The organism is Serratia sp. KG1D, from assembly GCF_037150675.1.
Taxonomy (GTDB): domain Bacteria; phylum Pseudomonadota; class Gammaproteobacteria; order Enterobacterales; family Enterobacteriaceae; genus Serratia; species Serratia nematodiphila.
The window spans coordinates 1,920,996-1,936,829 of sequence record NZ_JBAGIH010000001.1; the positions used below are offsets into that span (position 1 = coordinate 1,920,996).

At 57.6% G+C, this 15,834-nt stretch carries 17 protein-coding genes and 1 pseudogene; 10 read left to right on the top strand and 8 right to left on the bottom strand.

All coding sequences use genetic code 11. From position 1 onward, the window contains the following. The first annotated feature begins 18 nt into the window (after positions 1 to 18). The 3 genes from trpB (at position 19) to WFM45_RS09330 (ending at position 2,546) form a co-directional block, all read left to right on the top strand. A complete protein-coding gene (gene trpB, locus WFM45_RS09320; protein ID WP_016927517.1) occupies positions 19 to 1,209 on the top strand; it encodes a tryptophan synthase subunit beta in 1,191 nt (396 codons plus the stop codon). Then, entirely contained in the window at positions 1,209 to 2,015 is an 807-nt protein-coding gene (gene trpA / locus WFM45_RS09325) for a tryptophan synthase subunit alpha (protein WP_336955295.1), read from the top strand. The genes trpB and trpA overlap by 1 nt, the downstream gene beginning before the upstream one ends. A gap of 216 nt (positions 2,016 to 2,231) precedes the next feature. After that, positions 2,232 to 2,546 carry a BON domain-containing protein gene (locus tag WFM45_RS09330; RefSeq protein WP_004932073.1) on the top strand — a complete coding sequence of 105 codons (315 nt, stop codon included), beginning with the start codon at positions 2,232 to 2,234 and terminating at the stop codon, positions 2,544 to 2,546. Between the two features lie 44 nt (positions 2,547 to 2,590). Here WFM45_RS09330 and ompW read toward each other — a convergent pair whose 3' ends face one another. Continuing rightward, positions 2,591 to 3,223 (bottom strand): outer membrane protein OmpW, encoded by a 633-nt coding sequence (ompW, locus tag WFM45_RS09335; RefSeq protein WP_016927514.1) that lies wholly within the window; start codon positions 3,221 to 3,223, stop codon positions 2,591 to 2,593. A gap of 286 nt (positions 3,224 to 3,509) precedes the next feature. Here ompW and WFM45_RS09340 point away from each other — a divergent pair, with 286 nt between their 5' ends. Further along, positions 3,510 to 3,950: a YkgJ family cysteine cluster protein gene (locus tag WFM45_RS09340; RefSeq protein ID WP_031299680.1), complete on the top strand. Its 441-nt coding sequence runs from the start codon at positions 3,510 to 3,512 to the stop codon at positions 3,948 to 3,950. 34 nt (positions 3,951 to 3,984) lie between these two features. Further along, positions 3,985 to 4,737 (top strand): YciC family protein, encoded by a 753-nt coding sequence (locus tag WFM45_RS09345; protein ID WP_004932079.1) that lies wholly within the window; start codon positions 3,985 to 3,987, stop codon positions 4,735 to 4,737. A 52-nt stretch (positions 4,738 to 4,789) separates the two neighbouring features. Here the strand turns inward: WFM45_RS09345 and WFM45_RS09350 are convergent, their stop codons facing one another. After that, positions 4,790 to 6,493: a SulP family inorganic anion transporter gene (locus WFM45_RS09350; RefSeq protein WP_250601844.1), complete on the bottom strand. Its 1,704-nt coding sequence runs from the start codon at positions 6,491 to 6,493 to the stop codon at positions 4,790 to 4,792. A gap of 221 nt (positions 6,494 to 6,714) precedes the next feature. On the opposite strand from WFM45_RS09350, the gene WFM45_RS09355 reads away from it, so the two are divergent. After that, a complete protein-coding gene (locus WFM45_RS09355) occupies positions 6,715 to 7,254 on the top strand; it encodes a septation protein A (protein WP_004932082.1) in 540 nt (179 codons plus the stop codon). 76 nt (positions 7,255 to 7,330) lie between these two features. Further along, positions 7,331 to 7,759 (top strand): acyl-CoA thioester hydrolase YciA, encoded by a 429-nt coding sequence (yciA, locus tag WFM45_RS09360; RefSeq protein WP_004932085.1) that lies wholly within the window; start codon positions 7,331 to 7,333, stop codon positions 7,757 to 7,759. A gap of 67 nt (positions 7,760 to 7,826) precedes the next feature. Here the strand turns inward: yciA and tonB are convergent, their stop codons facing one another. Both tonB and WFM45_RS09370 read right to left on the bottom strand, forming a co-directional pair. Then, complete coding sequence (gene tonB / locus WFM45_RS09365) at positions 7,827 to 8,570, bottom strand: TonB system transport protein TonB (protein WP_033632889.1); 744 nt, start codon at positions 8,568 to 8,570, stop codon at positions 7,827 to 7,829. Positions 8,571 to 8,806: 236 nt separating this feature from the next. Beyond that, positions 8,807 to 9,460 carry an epoxyqueuosine reductase QueH gene (locus tag WFM45_RS09370; RefSeq protein WP_015378073.1) on the bottom strand — a complete coding sequence of 218 codons (654 nt, stop codon included), beginning with the start codon at positions 9,458 to 9,460 and terminating at the stop codon, positions 8,807 to 8,809. Between the two features lie 175 nt (positions 9,461 to 9,635). Between WFM45_RS09370 and WFM45_RS09375 the strand changes: the two genes are divergently transcribed. Next, complete coding sequence (locus WFM45_RS09375; RefSeq protein WP_213929034.1) at positions 9,636 to 9,932, top strand: YciI family protein; 297 nt, start codon at positions 9,636 to 9,638, stop codon at positions 9,930 to 9,932. A 406-nt stretch (positions 9,933 to 10,338) separates the two neighbouring features. On the opposite strand, the gene WFM45_RS09380 is transcribed toward WFM45_RS09375, so the two are convergent. Continuing rightward, the gene (locus tag WFM45_RS09380) at positions 10,339 to 12,225 is read right to left on the bottom strand and encodes a hypothetical protein (protein WP_336955303.1); all 1,887 of its coding nucleotides are present in this window, start codon (positions 12,223 to 12,225) and stop codon (positions 10,339 to 10,341) included. 170 nt (positions 12,226 to 12,395) lie between these two features. Beyond that, positions 12,396 to 12,719: pseudogene (locus tag WFM45_RS09385) on the bottom strand (substrate-binding domain-containing protein); the annotation flags it as partial. Between the two features lie 4 nt (positions 12,720 to 12,723). On the opposite strand from WFM45_RS09385, the gene WFM45_RS09390 reads away from it, so the two are divergent. Beyond that, positions 12,724 to 12,882, top strand: coding sequence for an amidohydrolase family protein (locus tag WFM45_RS09390; protein ID WP_336955305.1), 159 nt, complete (start codon positions 12,724 to 12,726; stop codon positions 12,880 to 12,882). A gap of 12 nt (positions 12,883 to 12,894) precedes the next feature. Here the strand turns inward: WFM45_RS09390 and WFM45_RS09395 are convergent, their stop codons facing one another. Next, entirely contained in the window at positions 12,895 to 13,761 is an 867-nt protein-coding gene (locus tag WFM45_RS09395; RefSeq protein ID WP_336955307.1) for a LysR substrate-binding domain-containing protein, read from the bottom strand. Between the two features lie 91 nt (positions 13,762 to 13,852). Here WFM45_RS09395 and WFM45_RS09400 point away from each other — a divergent pair, with 91 nt between their 5' ends. Next, positions 13,853 to 14,797 (top strand): DMT family transporter, encoded by a 945-nt coding sequence (locus WFM45_RS09400; protein WP_336955309.1) that lies wholly within the window; start codon positions 13,853 to 13,855, stop codon positions 14,795 to 14,797. A gap of 24 nt (positions 14,798 to 14,821) precedes the next feature. On the opposite strand, the gene WFM45_RS09405 is transcribed toward WFM45_RS09400, so the two are convergent. Beyond that, positions 14,822 to 15,823 (bottom strand): LacI family DNA-binding transcriptional regulator, encoded by a 1,002-nt coding sequence (locus WFM45_RS09405; RefSeq protein WP_015378079.1) that lies wholly within the window; start codon positions 15,821 to 15,823, stop codon positions 14,822 to 14,824. Between the last annotated feature and the right edge of the window lie 11 nt (positions 15,824 to 15,834).

Sequence of the window (15,834 nt, forward strand, 5' to 3'; positions counted from 1 at the left end):
ATAATAACGGGAACTCTCATGACGCTGCTTAACCCCTACTTCGGCGAATTTGGTGGCCAATACGTGCCGCAAATTCTGATGCCGGCCCTGAAACAACTGGAAGAAGCCTTTGTCAGCGCCCAGCGCGATCCGGCGTTTCAGGCGGAATTTATCGATCTGTTGAAGAACTACGCGGGTCGCCCGACAGCGCTGACGCTGTGCAAAAACCTCACCGCCGGCAGCAACACCAAGCTTTATCTGAAGCGTGAAGACCTGCTGCACGGCGGCGCACACAAGACCAACCAGGTGCTGGGTCAGGCCTTGCTGGCCAAGCGCATGGGCAAAACCGAGATCATCGCGGAAACCGGCGCCGGCCAGCACGGCGTCGCGTCGGCGCTGGCCTGCGCGCTGCTCGGCCTGAAATGCCGCATCTATATGGGCGCCAAAGACGTTGAGCGCCAGTCGCCGAACGTCTTCCGCATGCGGCTGATGGGCGCGGAAGTGATCCCGGTGCACAGCGGCTCCGCTACGCTGAAAGACGCCTGCAACGAAGCGCTGCGCGACTGGTCCGGCAGCTATGAAACCGCCCACTATATGCTCGGCACCGCCGCCGGCCCGCACCCGTACCCCACCATCGTGCGTGAATTCCAGCGCATGATCGGCGAAGAAACCAAAGCGCAGGTGCTGGAGCGCGAAGGCCGCCTGCCGGATGCCGTCATCGCCTGCGTCGGCGGCGGCTCCAACGCCATCGGCATGTTCGCCGACTTTATCGATGATGCCGACGTTGGGCTTATAGGCGTGGAACCCGCCGGCCTAGGCATCGAGACCGGCCAGCACGGCGCGCCGCTCAAGCATGGCCACGTCGGCATCTACTTCGGTATGAAAGCGCCGATGATGCAGACCGCCGAAGGCCAGATTGAAGAATCCTATTCAATCTCCGCCGGGTTGGACTTCCCGTCCGTCGGGCCGCAGCACGCCTTCCTGAACAGCATCGGCCGAGCCGAATACGTGTCGATCACCGACGACGAAGCGCTGGAAGCATTCAAGGCGCTGTCGCGCCATGAAGGCATCATCCCGGCGCTGGAATCCTCGCACGCCCTGGCGCACGCGCTGAAAATGATCCGTGAAACGCCGCAGAAAGAACAGATCCTGGTGGTCAACCTGTCCGGCCGCGGCGACAAAGACATATTTACCGTTCACGACATTTTGAAAGCACGGGGAGAAATCTGATGGAACGTTATCAGCAACTGTTTAAACGCCTGGAAAGCAACAAGGAAGGCGCCTTCGTCCCGTTCGTGACGCTGGGCGATCCTAATCCGACGCTGTCGCTGCAGATTATCGACACCCTGATCGAAGCCGGCGCGGACGCGCTGGAGCTGGGCATCCCCTTCTCCGATCCGCTGGCGGATGGCCCAACCATCCAGAGCGCGACGCTGCGCGCTTTCGCCGCCGGCGTCACGCCGACCCAGTGCTTCGAGATGCTGGCGGTCATCCGCCAGAAGCACCCGACCATTCCCATCGGCCTGCTGATGTACGCTAATCTGGTGTTCCATAAAGGCATCGATAGGTTTTACCAACGCTGCGCCGAAGTGGGCGTGGATTCGGTGCTGGTCGCCGACGTGCCGTTTGAAGAGTCTGCGCCGTTCCGCGCCGCCGCCGCTCGTCACGGTATCGCACCAATCTTCATCTGCCCGCCGAACGCCGATGACGATCTGCTGCGCGAAATCGCTTCGCACGGCCGCGGCTATACCTACCTGCTGTCGCGCGCCGGCGTCACCGGCACCGAAAGCCGGGCGCAGCTGCCGCTGCATCACCTGGTGAACAAGCTACGCGAGTATCACGCCGCGCCGCCGCTGCAGGGCTTCGGCATCTCCGAGCCCGAGCAGGTGAAGGCCGCGCTGCAGGCCGGGGCCGCCGGCGCGATCTCCGGCTCGGCCATCGTCAAAATCATCGAACAGCACCATGCCAACCCGGCGGAGATGCTGACCAGGCTGGCGGCCTTCGTCAGCAATATGAAGCGCGCCACCCGGGCGTGATCCTCTCCAGCGAGCGCCCCGCCGGCGCTCGCTTTAACAGCTTGTTTCCCCTCAAAGTTTGTTCCATTTATTTACAGCAAAAATTTGAACAAACGCAGGTCTTGTCTCACAATGAACTTTGTTCGCTATGCATTTCTTCGTTTGATTTGGGGAATGCGCTCGCTGCGGCGAAAAACCGTACGAGTTTCAACCATAACATTGCATGGAGAGTAATTTATGAAGCTTTTTAAAACCCTTTCGGCCTTGTGCATGGCAGCCGTTGTGGCGGTCGCGGTGAGCGCTTGCGCGCCGACGGCGAAATCTGAGGGAACGGGCGGTTATATCGATGACACGGTGATCACCACCAAAGTGAAATCGGCACTGCTGGCGGATAAAAACATCAAGTCACGTGAGATCAGCGTGGAAACCTTTAAAGGGCGCGTTCAGCTGAGCGGTTTCGTGACGTCCAGCGATGACGCCAATCGTGCGGTGCAGGTCACTCGCGGCGTTGCCGGCGTGAAATCCGTTGAAAACGTGATGCAACTTAAATAATACCGACACAGGGAGGCACAACGCCTCCCTGTTTGTGGCCTTCATCAGAAGCGGTAACCCGCCCCGAACATGAACACCCACGGATCCAGACGCGTATCGAAGCTGTGGTGCCCACCGTTCGCATCGTTGAAGCGAGTTTTGGTTTCGATGTTCATCCACCACACCGACATGTTCAGCATCCAGTGCTCATCCAGGTTGTAATCCAGGCCGGCCTGCGCCGCCACGCCCCAGGAATCTTTCAGATCGAGGTCGCTCAACCCGGCGCTTTTGCCGTAGTCGTTGAACTTCTCGTCAAAGAAAGTGGTGTAGTTAACGCCGACGCCCAGGTAAGGACGCAGCTTATCCTGCTTGTCGCCGAAATAGTATTGCGCCATCAGCGTAGGCGGCAGTTGGTGAACGGTCGCCAAATCAGTGCCGCCCAGCGTAACCTTGTGGCGGAATGGCGTTGCGGCCAACAACTCAACGCCGATGTTGTCCGTCACCATGTAACCGAAGGTCAGACCGAGCTGGGTGTTGTTTTTCGCATCCAGCGAACCCAACCCCAGCACGTTGTCCGAACCTGCATTTGGACGCACCGTCGCGGTGCCCGCGCGGAACAGGAAATCACCGGCCTGATGCGCACTTGCCAACATAGGCGCCATCATCGTCGCCAATACCATCAGAGTTGTCTTTTTCATTATCCATTCCATTTGTGTGGTTAATCGCTCGAGGGGGAATATACCTACTTTCGGGTATTTGTGATCCCATCGAGATCACATCTTATGTGTAAAAATTTAAAATCCTACTAAAAACAAGGTTACCTAACCGTCTAATAAATCAAGGATTGATCTGCATCAAAAAATCGATTTTGTTGCAAATTATCTACATGTTCAAATTTCTGTTGCGGAGAAAAATGCGGCTGAGGTAATTTCATTTTCCGTGTTGGTTTTGGTTGGTGCCGTGAGGAGTCGGTGGGCAATCAAGATGAGCGAAATCCTTAATCCCTGTGTCAGCTGCGGCGCATGCTGCGGTTATTTTCGAGTGTCATTCTATTGGGCCGAAGCCGAAGACGGCGGCGGCACCGTTCCCCTTTCCTTAACAGAGCCTTTGACCCCGTTCCTGCGCTGCATGCAGGGGACCAACAGCAAGTCCCCCCGCTGCAGCGCGCTGGACGGTGAAATAGGTAAAGCCGTTTCCTGCTCGATCTACCTTAATCGGCCCAGCCCGTGCAGGGAGTTCGATCAGTCCGGTGAAAACGGCCTGCGCAACGAAGCCTGCGATCGCGCCCGGGAACGCTACGGCCTGCCGCCGTTGCCGGTGCCCTTGCCGCTTTCGCTGCCTGAGACGACGATCGTTGAAGAAATAGGCGTAGTGCAATTCGCGGGGTGCCACAGCGGCGTGGAACAGGGTACAATCACCCACTGATTTATCTCTGTTTTCCCGACGCCAAGGAGTCTGCATGCCTATCACGGCCAACGCTTTGTACCGTGACAGTTTTAACTTTTTACGCAACCAACTGGCCAGCATCCTGATGCTGGCGTTGTTGACGGCGTTTATCTCCGTGCTGCTGAATCAGGCCTTCAGCCCTGATGCCGAACAGTTGGCGACGCTCGCTGCCACCACCAGCGATTTCGCCTCGTCTACCGGCATGGGCATTCAGGAAGTGATCCAGCAGATGACGCCGGAACAGCAGATGGTGTTGCTGAAAGTGTCGGCGGCCGCCACCTTCTCTGCGCTGGTCGGCAACGTGCTGCTGGTCGGCGGGATGCTGACGCTGATCCGTCTGGTGTCGCAAGGGCAACGCACCAGCGCCCTGCGCGCGCTCGGCGCCTCGGCGCCCGACTTGCCGCGCCTGCTGCTGCTGCTGTTTATCTGCACCCTGCTGATCCAGCTCGGCCTGACGCTGTTTGTGGTGCCGGGCGTGCTGATGGCTATCGCCTTCGCGCTGGCGCCGGTGATCGCCTCCGTCGATAAAAAAGGCGTGTTCGCTTCGCTCAAACTGAGCAGCAAATTGGCTTTCGCCAATGCGCGCGTGATTGTGCCGGCGATGATGCTGTGGCTGGCGGCCAAGCTGCTGGTGCTGTTCCTGGTGAGCCATCTGTCGGTGCTGACGCCGAACGTCGCCAGCGTGGTGCTGACCGCGTTGAGCAACCTGGTCTCCGCCCTGCTGCTGATCTACCTGTTCCGGCTGTATATGCTGCTGCGCGGCTAACGCCGGCGTAAGCAAAAACCAAGGGGCGCGCTTCGGCGCGCCCCTTTTTTGTTTACCCCACCACGGCGGCTTCCGCCTGCTCCTTACTCTGAATCAGCTTCAGCGCCAGGTACAGATCCGGCACCAGAATCAACTCTTTATCGCGTCCTAAGCGGTTGATGCGAAACCAACGCGTCAGTTCGGTGCGACGCCCCGCCAGCACCAGCCTTACGTTACGCTGTAACAGATCGCGTTTCAGTTCATCGATAGCCGCCAGCACGCTGATATCGGCATGGGTAAAACTGGCCACCGCATCCACCACCACCCAACGCGGCTGGAACGGCGTGCCGTCGACCAAATTGAGGATACGGCGTTTGAAATACGCCACGTTGAAATAGGTCAGCGGCGAATTGAAGCGATACATCATGACGCCAGGTACCGCCTTCACCCCATTGTTATTGCCCATGGAATGGATCATACCTTCATCATTGACGCCCAGCAGTTGTTCCGTCGGCCGGAAGACGGTGCGCAGAAACTGCATCAGCCCCAGCAACACCGCCAGCCCGATGCCGCTGATCACGCCCACCAACAGCACGCTGAGGAAGGTAAACAGCGCCAGGCGGAACGCCTGCGCGTTGCGACGGCGCAAGATCCAGATGCCGCGGATGTCCAGCAGCGACCAGGCCGCATACATCAGCACCACACCCAATCCCGCCACAGGAATAAACTGCAACGGCGCCATCAGGAACAGCAAGACAAAGGCGATGACAGCGGCGGCGATGATCGACACCAACTGGCTCTTGCCGCCGTTGGCGTCATTCACCGCGGTGCGAGAATCTGCGCCGCTGATGGCGAAACCTTGCGACAGCGCAGAGACGATATTCACCAGTCCCAGCGCGCGAAACTCAGCGTCGGCGTTCACCTCATAACCGTTTTTGGCGGCGAAGCTGCGGGCGGTGAGCATCATGCTGACAAAACTCACGACCGCCAGGTTAAGCGCCGGGATCACCATATCGCGCAGCAAACCGGGCTGGAAGTCCGGCCACTGGACGATCGGCAGCACGCCGCTGAAACCGCCCACCGTCACCACGCCATGCTGCTGCAGGCCGCCCGCCCAGGTCACGAACGCCGCCAGCACGATAGCGAACAGCGGCGCCGGCCAATTAGGCCGCCATTTTTTAAATCCAAGCAGCGTCACCAGCGTCAGCGACGACACCGCCATCGTCAGCCAGTCGCTGTGCAGCAGGTTACCGGGCAGCGCGTAGATGCGCTCGATCAACTGTGCCGGGCGCATCGTAAACCCCAACACCTTGCCGATCTGATCGACGATAATGGTGATCGCCACCCCGTTCAGCAGCCCGCTGAGGATCGGCCGCGACAGCAGATCCGCCAGCGCCCCCAGCTTGAACCGGCTGGCCAGCAGGCACCAACCGCCCATCATGGCGGTCATCATAATGGTCAATTGCCAATGGCGTTCCATATTGCCCGCCGCCAGCGGCGTCACCACCGCGGCGATCACCGCACAGGTGGCGGCATCGGGCCCGACGATCAGCTGGCGTGACGAGCCGAACAGCGCATAGGCCACCATCGGCAAGACGCAGGAATAGAGCCCCACCACCGGGCTGACCCCGGCCAACTCTGCGTAGGCGATAGCCACCGGCAAGGCCACGGCGGCGACGGAAAGACCGGCGCGAATATCCGGCTTGAGCCAGCGGCGTTGATAGCCCAATAAATGCGTCAAACCAGGCGTCAGGGCCTGGAGAGATTTCCACTGCATGCTGTTTTCCGCGGTAAATTATCTGGTTATTATGACGCTTACTATGCGGCCTGCGGCCCGCGCTGGCAATGCGCCCGCGCTTTCTTGCGTAAGTTTATGCAAATTCCTGCTTTCGCGGCAGAAATCCGCCGGCCAAACGCCGATAATCGGCAACGCCCGGCGGTACACAGAGCTCGCCGAATCCGGTATAGTCGGCCGATGAACAGATGATGGATTGATTTATGAAGCAGTTTCTTGATTTCCTCCCGCTAATTGTCTTTTTCGCTTTTTACAAGCTGTACGACATTTACGTCGCTTCCGGCGCGTTGATTGTCGCCACCGCGCTGGCGCTGGTGTTCACCTGGGTGAAATACCGCAAGGTCGAGAAGATGACGCTGATCACCTTCCTGATGGTGCTGGTGTTCGGCACCCTGACGCTGGTGTTCCACAACGATTTGTTCATCAAATGGAAGGTCACGGTGATTTACGCGCTGTTCGCGCTGGCGCTGCTGATCAGCCAATGGGTGCTCAAAAAACCACTGGTTCAGCGCATGCTGGGTAAAGAGCTGACGCTGCCGGACAAAGTGTGGAGCAACCTCAACCTGGCCTGGGCGGTGTTCTTCCTGGCCTGCGGCCTGGCGAATATCTATGTCGCCTTCTGGCTGCCGCAAAGCGTCTGGGTCAATTTCAAAGTCTTTGGCCTGACGGTGCTGACATTGGTCTTCACCCTCCTCAGCGGTATCTATATTTACCGGCACATGCCGGAAGAACAGAAAAAATAGTTACAAAATTGTTAATGCCTGCGGCGCTTGCCGCGGGCAGTATGATGTTATTCCCTCCTTTTAAAAGCAGACTGCTATGACACAACAACGACCTTTACCCAGCGGCGAGCTGGTGCTGCGCACGCTGGCGATGCCGGCCGATACCAATGCCAACGGTGATATCTTCGGCGGCTGGCTGATGTCGCAAATGGACATCGGCGGCGCCATCCAGGCAAAAGAGATCGCCGAAGGGCGCGTAGTGACGGTACGCGTAGACGGCATGACCTTCCTGAAACCGGTGGCGGTAGGCGACGTGGTTTGCTGCTATGCGCACTGCATCCGCACCGGACGCAGCTCGATCACCATCAATATCGAAGTGTGGGTCAAAAAAGTCTCTTCCGCCCCGATCGGCCAGCGCTACCGGGCGACCGAAGCGGTGTTCACCTATGTGGCGGTCGATGCGGAAGGCAACTCGCGCGCGCTGCCTGAGGGCAAAATGAATTTCCGCGTCGGCTTCGAAGAATAAACTGACGCTACACTGCAAATGCAAAAAGGGTCGCCGAGGCGACCCTTTCTTTTTGGTATGACCAAACTCAGTTCAATTCGGTCGTGCCGTTCAACTTGAAGCGGATAGTGACGGTGCGATCTTTCGCTTCTTTGGCTTCATAGCGCCATTTGCGCATCGCCTGCTTCACTTCACGCTCAAACATGTTGCGCGGTTCGGCCGACAAGATACGCACGTTGCTGACGCGCCCGTCGCTGTCGATATCAAACTGCACCCGCACGCTGCCTTCGATCTGTAAAGCCTGGGCCCGCGGCGGATAGAGCGGATTGGCGCGGCTGATCGGCCTTGGGCCGAGCTCGCGCGAGTTGCCCTGCACCGGCGCGGCAGGCGCCTGTTTCACCGGCGCTTTGTCGATCGGCTTGGCCGGCGAGTCGTTGTTGAACGGCGACGGTTCGCGCGGCTCGACTTTTTTCGGCTCCGGTTTCACCTGTTTTTCGACCTTCGGCTTCGGCTTGGGTTTCGGTTTCGGCTTGACCGGCTCCGGCTTCACAATCGCCTTCGGCGGCGGCTCCACAATAGGTTCCGGTTCTGGCTCCGGCTCAGGTTCGACCTGCGGCGGCTCCGGTTCGGCCGGTGCCGGCGGTGGCGGTTCGGCCATCGCGGCGGTATTGACCATCATGACGCTGATCGGCGCGTCCTCTGGCTTCGGCAGCTCCACCACTTCTTTTACCGAAGCGTAAAGCAATCCCGCCACCAGGGCGCTGTGCAGGCCTACGGATAAGACGAAAGGCACGGATATACGGCGATTAAGGAACATCTTTTTTAGCGGCATAATGATTCTGTTTCCTCTGGTTCGCCAAGTTTAAATGCAAATAGCAATCATATTCAATAACGAAAGGCAAACTATCGCTTTAATCGTCAGTATGCGCGGCGAAAACCAGCAAACTCATAAGGATATTAACCTGGCCGTTGCTTTTTTACCGCCGGGGGGACACGCTTCATTAACGTTTGGCCAGGCGTCAAAAAGTAAAAAACCCGCCGGAGCGGGTTAATTTCGGTGAGTCAGCGTTATTCTTCATCGCCATAGTAAAGCACGCCCAGCTTGATCAGCGGCCGCCCTTGCGCCTTACGGTGCAGGTTGGTGTCGCGCAGCGAATAGACGCAGCCGCAGTATTCCTGCTGATAGAAGCGTTCGCGCTTGCTGATCTCTATCATGCGCGACGAACCGCCCTTCTTGCGCCAGTTGTAATCCCAGTAGACCAGATCGGGATACTTTTCCGCCGCGCGGATGCCGCAGTCGGTGATCTGCTGCATGTTCTTCCAGCGCGAGATGCCCAGCGAGCTGGAGATAGTGTCGTAACCATGCTCATGCGCATACAGCGCCGTGCGCTCGAAACGCATGTCAAAACACATGGTGCAACGAATGCCGCGCTCCGGCTCATTCTCCATCCCCTTGGCGCGGGCGAACCAGTTGTCGGTGTCGTAATCGGCATCGATAATCGGCACCCCGTGCTGCTCAGCGAAACGAATGTTCTCTTCTTTACGCAGCAGATACTCTTTTTGCGGGTGAATGTTGGGGTTATAGAAGAAAATGGCATACTCGATCCCGGAGGCCTGAATCGCTTCCATCACCTCGCCGGAACAGGGCGCGCAGCACGAATGCAGCAGCAGTTTGTTTTTGCCCGCCGGCAAATCGAGTTTTTCCCTTACCAGTTCCGTCATGTCCTCACCTCAATGGCATATCAGTTTAAGCGCGCCGCACTATACGAATAAAAAGTAGCGGCTTCAAGGCATAAGCGCCAATCCGCCGGGAAATTCGCCCTATGCCGTTCCCCTGCCGCGCCTTTTGCGCTACCTTGGTAGCACCGTTTTATAGCCATGATTTTAAAGGTGAAACATGCTTTATCTGATCTACGCGCAAGACGTTCCCAATTCGCTGGAAAACCGTCTGGCGGTGCGCCCGGCGCACCTGGCGCGCCTGCAGGCGCTGCGCGACGCCGGCCGTCTGGTGGCCGCCGGCCCTAACCCGGCCATCGACAGCAACGATCCCGGCGCCGCCGGCTTTACCGGTTCGACGGTGATCGCCGAATTCGCCTCGCTGGCGGAAGCCCAGGCCTGGGCACAGCAGGATCCCTATATCGCCGCCGGCGTCTACGCCGACGTGACGGTGAAACCGTTCAAACAGGTGTTCTGATCTGCGGCACATTAACCTGGCCGGGAACGGCGCGCACTCGACGCCCGCTTCGCGCCGTTCGTCACCGATTACCCTCTCCAGCCGGGTGGGCTTTTCAAACCAAGGTAGGCTACATCCGATGTGCGAGAATGCAAAAAGAAGAAAGTGAACGCTATTGTCGGGTTCGCAATGCGGCAGCGTTGTTTCGTTGGACGCAGACTGAAAAAACGCTTAATTCAGTAACGAGTAGAATGTTCAATCACCGCCCGAATCTCGGTGAGTTCAAGTGGACGCTATGCAGTTCTTTAAAATCTCGCTTCACGTTGGTCAGCGACGAACGCAGCAAACGATGAGCCGTCAATGCAGCACCCCCGTTTGATAACGGGGTGTGCTGCATGTCATAACCGATTAATATTGGGAAATAGCATCAGACCTGCCGCAGATAAACATCCGTAATACGCAGGTCAAAGTTGCTTTTCATTTCGGTGACGTCAATAAGCAAGAAAGCGTGCGTAGCCCAGTCCGGCGCTCGCTCGAAGGCAGGAGGCTGCGTAGGATAACCCTGCATTTGGCCTGGGATGATAACGCTCTTCAGATCGGATTCATTGCCACTAAATTGATAGGTGTAAACGTGACCGGTTTGCTGCTTGAGAATTTGGGGTTCCACGTCTTGTTGCGGACCATATTCGCGCAGCTTCGCCCATAGGATTTTGACCTGGCAGCGTTGCCCATCACCCGCGTAAGTGTTGGCGCGAACATGGTGAATAACGCTGCCGTAACCTTTCAGACTAATGGTTCCCAGCACCGCCTGGAACACACCATTACCAGCGGCCTCGTTGCGCCCCAATGAAACGAAATCGGCCTGGCGAATAAGGCTGAAATTGGTGCTGTTAGTCGTACCCCACCCGTAGCGTGATTTGCGCACCGTATTAACACCTCCCGGCGGCAGAACCCAAACTTCCTCAGTCCATTTGTCGCTACCGTTGCTATACGTCGTGCCATCCAGCCAATTGTCCTGTACGGCGGTATCGGTTCGCACCTGAGTTAACAGATAAGGCCAGGCGATAGGCAATTGCGTATTACGCAAAGAGACAAATCCTGTGCCATCAATCCAGCCGCTGACGTTGGCGTCACCGCCTTGTTGCATCTCGCCAATACTGACCTTATCAAATACCACGCGAGCCAGACTGCCGACATAGAAAGGGTTAGAGGTTGTCGGATAGGTGGTTGGGCTGCCGCCAGCTTTGAAGGTGAACAGGCCGCCGATAACGTTGACTTTGCAAGGCTTAGCATCCGGGATGTTCAGGATGTAATTTTGCGGGCCATAGCCTTCAACGTGACAATCGCGGAAAATATGCTGCCCACCCTCTATATGCATATACTTTCCAACATGGCTGGTTGAGGTCTGCGGCCCATTCTTACCGTAAATGTAATCGAAGGAACAGTTGAAAAAATAGCTATAACCGCCCTGTAATTTCACCCCGCAATTACTCTGAGCAAAAACACAGCTGTGGAAATTCATTTCTTCACCGGAATTGAAAGTATTCTCGGGGAAGTAATAGCATATGTCGCAGTGATTGAAAGTAAAACCGTACATGCGCAGGAAGTAAAAATCGGTAGCGCCCGTAATACCATAGGCAAAACCTTCGATACCGCCGCCGATAAAGGTCAGTGAATTACGTCCATAGTTCGCCGAAAGCGAAGTAGAAAACGTCATGCCATCGACAAATGAATTAGTTCCAGGGCCAATCATACGCAAATTTTTCACGCTGAGATTGCCCTGGGTATAACCGGCGTTGTTTTGCCATTGAATCGCGATTTTACGTTCGGTGGCGTTGCCCTGTGTCATGGCGCTAAAATCCAGCAAGGCGCCGGAGAAATCGTAATCGACGGTTTTCAAATCCAGCTTTAGCGTTTCCGTACATTTAAATTGCCCGCTCCCGAACTGCAGATTCCCGTTTTTCAATACACGTGAACCGCTGGATACAGCCTGCGAACTGGCATAATCGTGAGCAGCTTGAATGGCAGCGGCATCCTCTGAAATACCGTCACCTTTCGCACCGAACATATAAGGCGACACCGTGCCGGCAACGTCCAGGACGCGCACCCACAACCAAGCGGCGTTGGGGCGGATGAACATCCCGCCATCATCCATCGGTGTCGATTGTGCTTTGGCGACGAAGATACCGCCGCCGAGGGGCTGACGATTGCTGGCATTCCAATCGCCGTAGTATGCGGTCACGGCGATCAATTCGCCGACTGCGCCAGGAAGAGTGTTTCGTAACGTAGCGATATCAGGGCAGGTATTCATCATATTATCCTCATAGGGTTACTGTATTTATATACAGCCATATAACTCTATGAACGAATGAACCGTGCATCAATAGCGAGAGTGTTGTTCTATTGCCCACCGAACATACCGCTCTATTGGATGGCCTCCTTCCGCTCCTTTTATCCCCTCCATACAAAGGCAGAGACATGCCGTTACGCGACGAGTTCTCCCCGCACCACCACCTTGCCCGGCTTGATCTCGGGGTCGGCAATATGACAGATCGCCAGATTCAACGCTTGCCAGGCGATCTCTTGCAAATCGTGTGATACGTACGAGAAATGAAAACCGTAGATCTCAGCATGTGAAACCTCATCGATGCTGAACAGCGACACCTCCTGCATCAACGGCAGCCGATGTTCGATGCAGGCCTTGATAAGGCCCAAGGAGATCTGGTTATTGCACCCAACGTAAAAGTCTGGGGCGCGGTTATTGGCCAGCCAACGGCTCGTCTCTTACCAGGCGACATCCATAAAGAAACGGTTGTTCGGCACCGATTTTCCGTTCCAGCCAGGCGAACTGTTTCAAACCACAGTGGACTACATCCGACGGGTGGGTTTGCCGGAGGAAGACGTGAACGCCATTTTGGTGCGCAATGCGGCTACGCTATTTGGGCTGCAGGATGTGAAGCGGCCCACATAGGTTTGGCCTCGTTTACAGCACGATGTGTTCACCGCTCTGAAAATACTCACCGATGACGCTTTCCAGCACCGCCACCGCCGGTTGGCTGGCGGCCGCGGCAGAACGGAGCAGTTGCACTTCATGTGGTGCGACCGACGGCAATTCGTCGAGTATCCGCATCGCCGCCGAAACCCGTGCGCGGTCGAGCAGCGTGACGGCCAATCCTGCCTCGACGGCAGCCGCCACCACACTGGCCGAAGGGCTGCTCACAACCACTCGCCAATGCCTTCCCGCCCTGGTCAATGCATCGATCATAGCCTCACGATAAGGGCAATCGGCGGCATGCAACGCCAGCGGCAGTGGCCGGTTAGCCTGCAGCGCCAGCGAACGGCCTCCGGCCCACACCGGCGCAGTCACCGCGAGCGGTGTCTGGCACGGTTTCCCCGCGGGTTGAACCACCAGCGCGAGATGCAGCCGATTACGGCCAACTTGTTCCGCCAGCGCCTGACTGGCAGCGGTAGAGACCTCCAGTTCCACTGCGGGAAAACTGTCGGCAAACCGCGGCAAAATATGGCCTATCACATGGGAAGCGTACTCATCAGGCAACCCCAATTTGATATGGCCGCTTAGCGGCGCGCCCTGCAGTTCCCGCAGAATATCGTCATGGGCGCTCAGCAGCCCGAGCGTCGAGGCCAGCAGCTTGTTGCCCAGCGGCGTCAACGCCACGGACTGATTGTCACGCTCCAGCAAGCGGCCGCCCGCCACCTGTTCCAGGCGCCGGATATGCACGCTCACGGCGGCGGGGCTGCGATTGACAAATGCCGCCGCCGCGCGAAATTGCCCCAAACGCGCAATAGCGTGAAAAGTGCGCAAGAGATCGATATCCAATGTCGGCCGCATGATTTAACCCCATTAAACAACTGAACGAAAATTATTCGATTTATTAAATTATAGCCACTCACTACCATCGGGCGGAAAGGAGGTGACCATCATGTCCCTGCCACCATTTCGCCCCTCTTCCCACCGCGGCAAAGCCGCCCTCTGGCTGGCTGCGGCCGAGGTCCTGCTGATCGTGGCCTGGAGCTCCGGCTTCGTCGGCATCCGCTTCGCCGCCGATTACGCGCCGGTGTTGCTGGTGGCGTTCTGGCGCTGCGTGGTGGTCGCGTTCGCGTTGCTGCCGCTTAGTGTGCGTGCCATCAGGCGCGCATCTCCGCTGACGATAGCTGTTCACGCCGGGATTGGGTTGCTCGCCATGACCGGTTACCTGACCGGCGTCAGCAAAGGCATCGAATATGGCGTGCCGGCCGGGTTGGCCGCGCTCATCGCCGATTTGCTCCCGCTCGGCACCGCGCTACTGAGCATGCTGTTGCAACGCCGCTTGCCCGATGGCCGCATTTGGTCCGGGTTAGTCTTGGGGGTTAGCGGGGTAACGCTGGCGACCGGCAGCGCCATCTCATGGGGAGACGCCCCATTGTGGAGTTACCTGTTGCCGCTGGCGGGGATGTTGGCGCTGGCGCTGGCAACGCTGTGGCAGGAACGGCTGCCGCAGACGCAAGCAATGAGTTTGCCAGCCTCGCTGGGGATACAAAGCGCGGTTTCCGCGCTGGCTTTCGCCGCCATGGCCGGCGCGGAAGGCCCGCTGCTGCCAACGGTAACGACGGGGTTTGTGATCGGCGTGCTTTGGACCGCGCTACTGGCGACGCTGGCCGGCTACGGTCTGTACTGGTTTTGTCTAAGGCACACTTCTGCGCTGCGCGTGACGAGCCTGCTGTTTCTCAGCCCCTTCGTCACCTTCTGCTGGGCAGGGTTAATGTTCAATGAACCCCTTTCCTGGCCCATGCTGCTAGGCGCGGCGGTGGCAGGAAGCGGTTTATGGCTGCTAATCCGTCCCGCCGGGCGGGATGAGCCCAAAACAGCGCAACGCGCTGAAAAATGACGGATAAGGCGAAAAGCGGCGCCGTTATGCGACGAGTTTTCCCCGCACCACCACCTTGCCCGGCTTGATCTCGGGGTCGGCAATACGACGGATCGCCAGATTCAACGCTTGCCAGGCGATCTCTTGCAAGTCGTGTGACACGCACGGGAAATGAAAACCGTAGATCTCGGCATGTGAAACCTCATCGATGCTGAACAGCGACACCTCCTGCATCAACGGCAGCCGGTGTTCGATGCAGGCTTTGATAATGCCCAGGGAGATCTGGTTATTGCAGCCAACGAAAAAGTCCGGGGCGCGGTGATTGGCCAGCCAACGGCTCGTCTCTTGCCAGGCGACATCCATAAAGAAATCGGCATACAGCACTTCAAACGACGCCACTTTCCCTTGCAGCGCCGCCTGCAGCCCTGTGACCCTGTCCCGTGCAACGTTGGAGTTCTCCGGCCCGGACACCACCACCACCCGCTGCGCTTTCTGTTCCAGAAGCCAGCGCCCCGCCTGAAGACCGCAGTCCAGGTTATCGATATACACCCCGCTGCAGTGGCGATTGTCCAACTCACGGTCGATCAATACCACCGGGATATTCAATGTTTCCAACCGCTTTAGATAGGAAGGCTGGTACAGATGATCGTTGGAAATGACCGAGAGAATGATCGCATCGACGTTGTAGCCAATCAGTTTGTCGATGATTCTGTCTTCGCTTTCCTGAGACTCATAGGAATCGAACACCAGGGTGTCATATCCCATTTTTTGCGCTTCAAGCGTCATCAACCGCGTCAGGCCGCCAAAGAACGGGTTGGCCATATCAGGGTTGACGATGCCGATGGTTCTGCTGCTTTTCGCCCGCAGGTTGCGCGCCGCAGCATTGACCACATAACCGAGTTCGGCAGCGGTCTCCCGAATGCGGCGCAGCGTTTCCGGATGAACCTTGTCCGGCTGTGAAAATGCCCGCGACGCGGTGATTTTACTGACGTTTGCCTGTGCGGCCACGCTAGCCAGCGTCGCTTTCCGTCCTCGCCCCACCGCCAAATGCAGCTCCT

Excerpts from the sequence above, each read along its gene's own strand:
- WFM45_RS09345 (WP_004932079.1), top strand. The coding sequence starts at position 3,985 with ATGCCTATCACGGCCAACGCTTTGTACCGTGACAGTTTTAACTTTTTA.
- trpB (WP_016927517.1), top strand. The coding sequence starts at position 19 with ATGACGCTGCTTAACCCCTACTTCGGCGAATTTGGTGGCCAATACGTG.
- WFM45_RS09370 (WP_015378073.1), bottom strand. The coding sequence starts at position 9,460 with ATGACGGAACTGGTAAGGGAAAAACTCGATTTGCCGGCGGGCAAAAAC.
- WFM45_RS09395 (WP_336955307.1), bottom strand. The coding sequence starts at position 13,761 with ATGCGGCCGACATTGGATATCGATCTCTTGCGCACTTTTCACGCTATT.
- yciA (WP_004932085.1), top strand. The coding sequence starts at position 7,331 with ATGACACAACAACGACCTTTACCCAGCGGCGAGCTGGTGCTGCGCACG.
- WFM45_RS09340 (WP_031299680.1), top strand. The coding sequence starts at position 3,510 with ATGAGCGAAATCCTTAATCCCTGTGTCAGCTGCGGCGCATGCTGCGGT.
- WFM45_RS09330 (WP_004932073.1), top strand. The coding sequence starts at position 2,232 with ATGAAGCTTTTTAAAACCCTTTCGGCCTTGTGCATGGCAGCCGTTGTG.
- WFM45_RS09355 (WP_004932082.1), top strand. The coding sequence starts at position 6,715 with ATGAAGCAGTTTCTTGATTTCCTCCCGCTAATTGTCTTTTTCGCTTTT.
- WFM45_RS09380 (WP_336955303.1), bottom strand. The coding sequence starts at position 12,225 with ATGATGAATACCTGCCCTGATATCGCTACGTTACGAAACACTCTTCCT.
- WFM45_RS09350 (WP_250601844.1), bottom strand. The coding sequence starts at position 6,493 with ATGCAGTGGAAATCTCTCCAGGCCCTGACGCCTGGTTTGACGCATTTA.
- WFM45_RS09375 (WP_213929034.1), top strand. The coding sequence starts at position 9,636 with ATGCTTTATCTGATCTACGCGCAAGACGTTCCCAATTCGCTGGAAAAC.
- trpA (WP_336955295.1), top strand. The coding sequence starts at position 1,209 with ATGGAACGTTATCAGCAACTGTTTAAACGCCTGGAAAGCAACAAGGAA.
- ompW (WP_016927514.1), bottom strand. The coding sequence starts at position 3,223 with ATGAAAAAGACAACTCTGATGGTATTGGCGACGATGATGGCGCCTATG.
- WFM45_RS09400 (WP_336955309.1), top strand. The coding sequence starts at position 13,853 with ATGTCCCTGCCACCATTTCGCCCCTCTTCCCACCGCGGCAAAGCCGCC.
- tonB (WP_033632889.1), bottom strand. The coding sequence starts at position 8,570 with ATGCCGCTAAAAAAGATGTTCCTTAATCGCCGTATATCCGTGCCTTTC.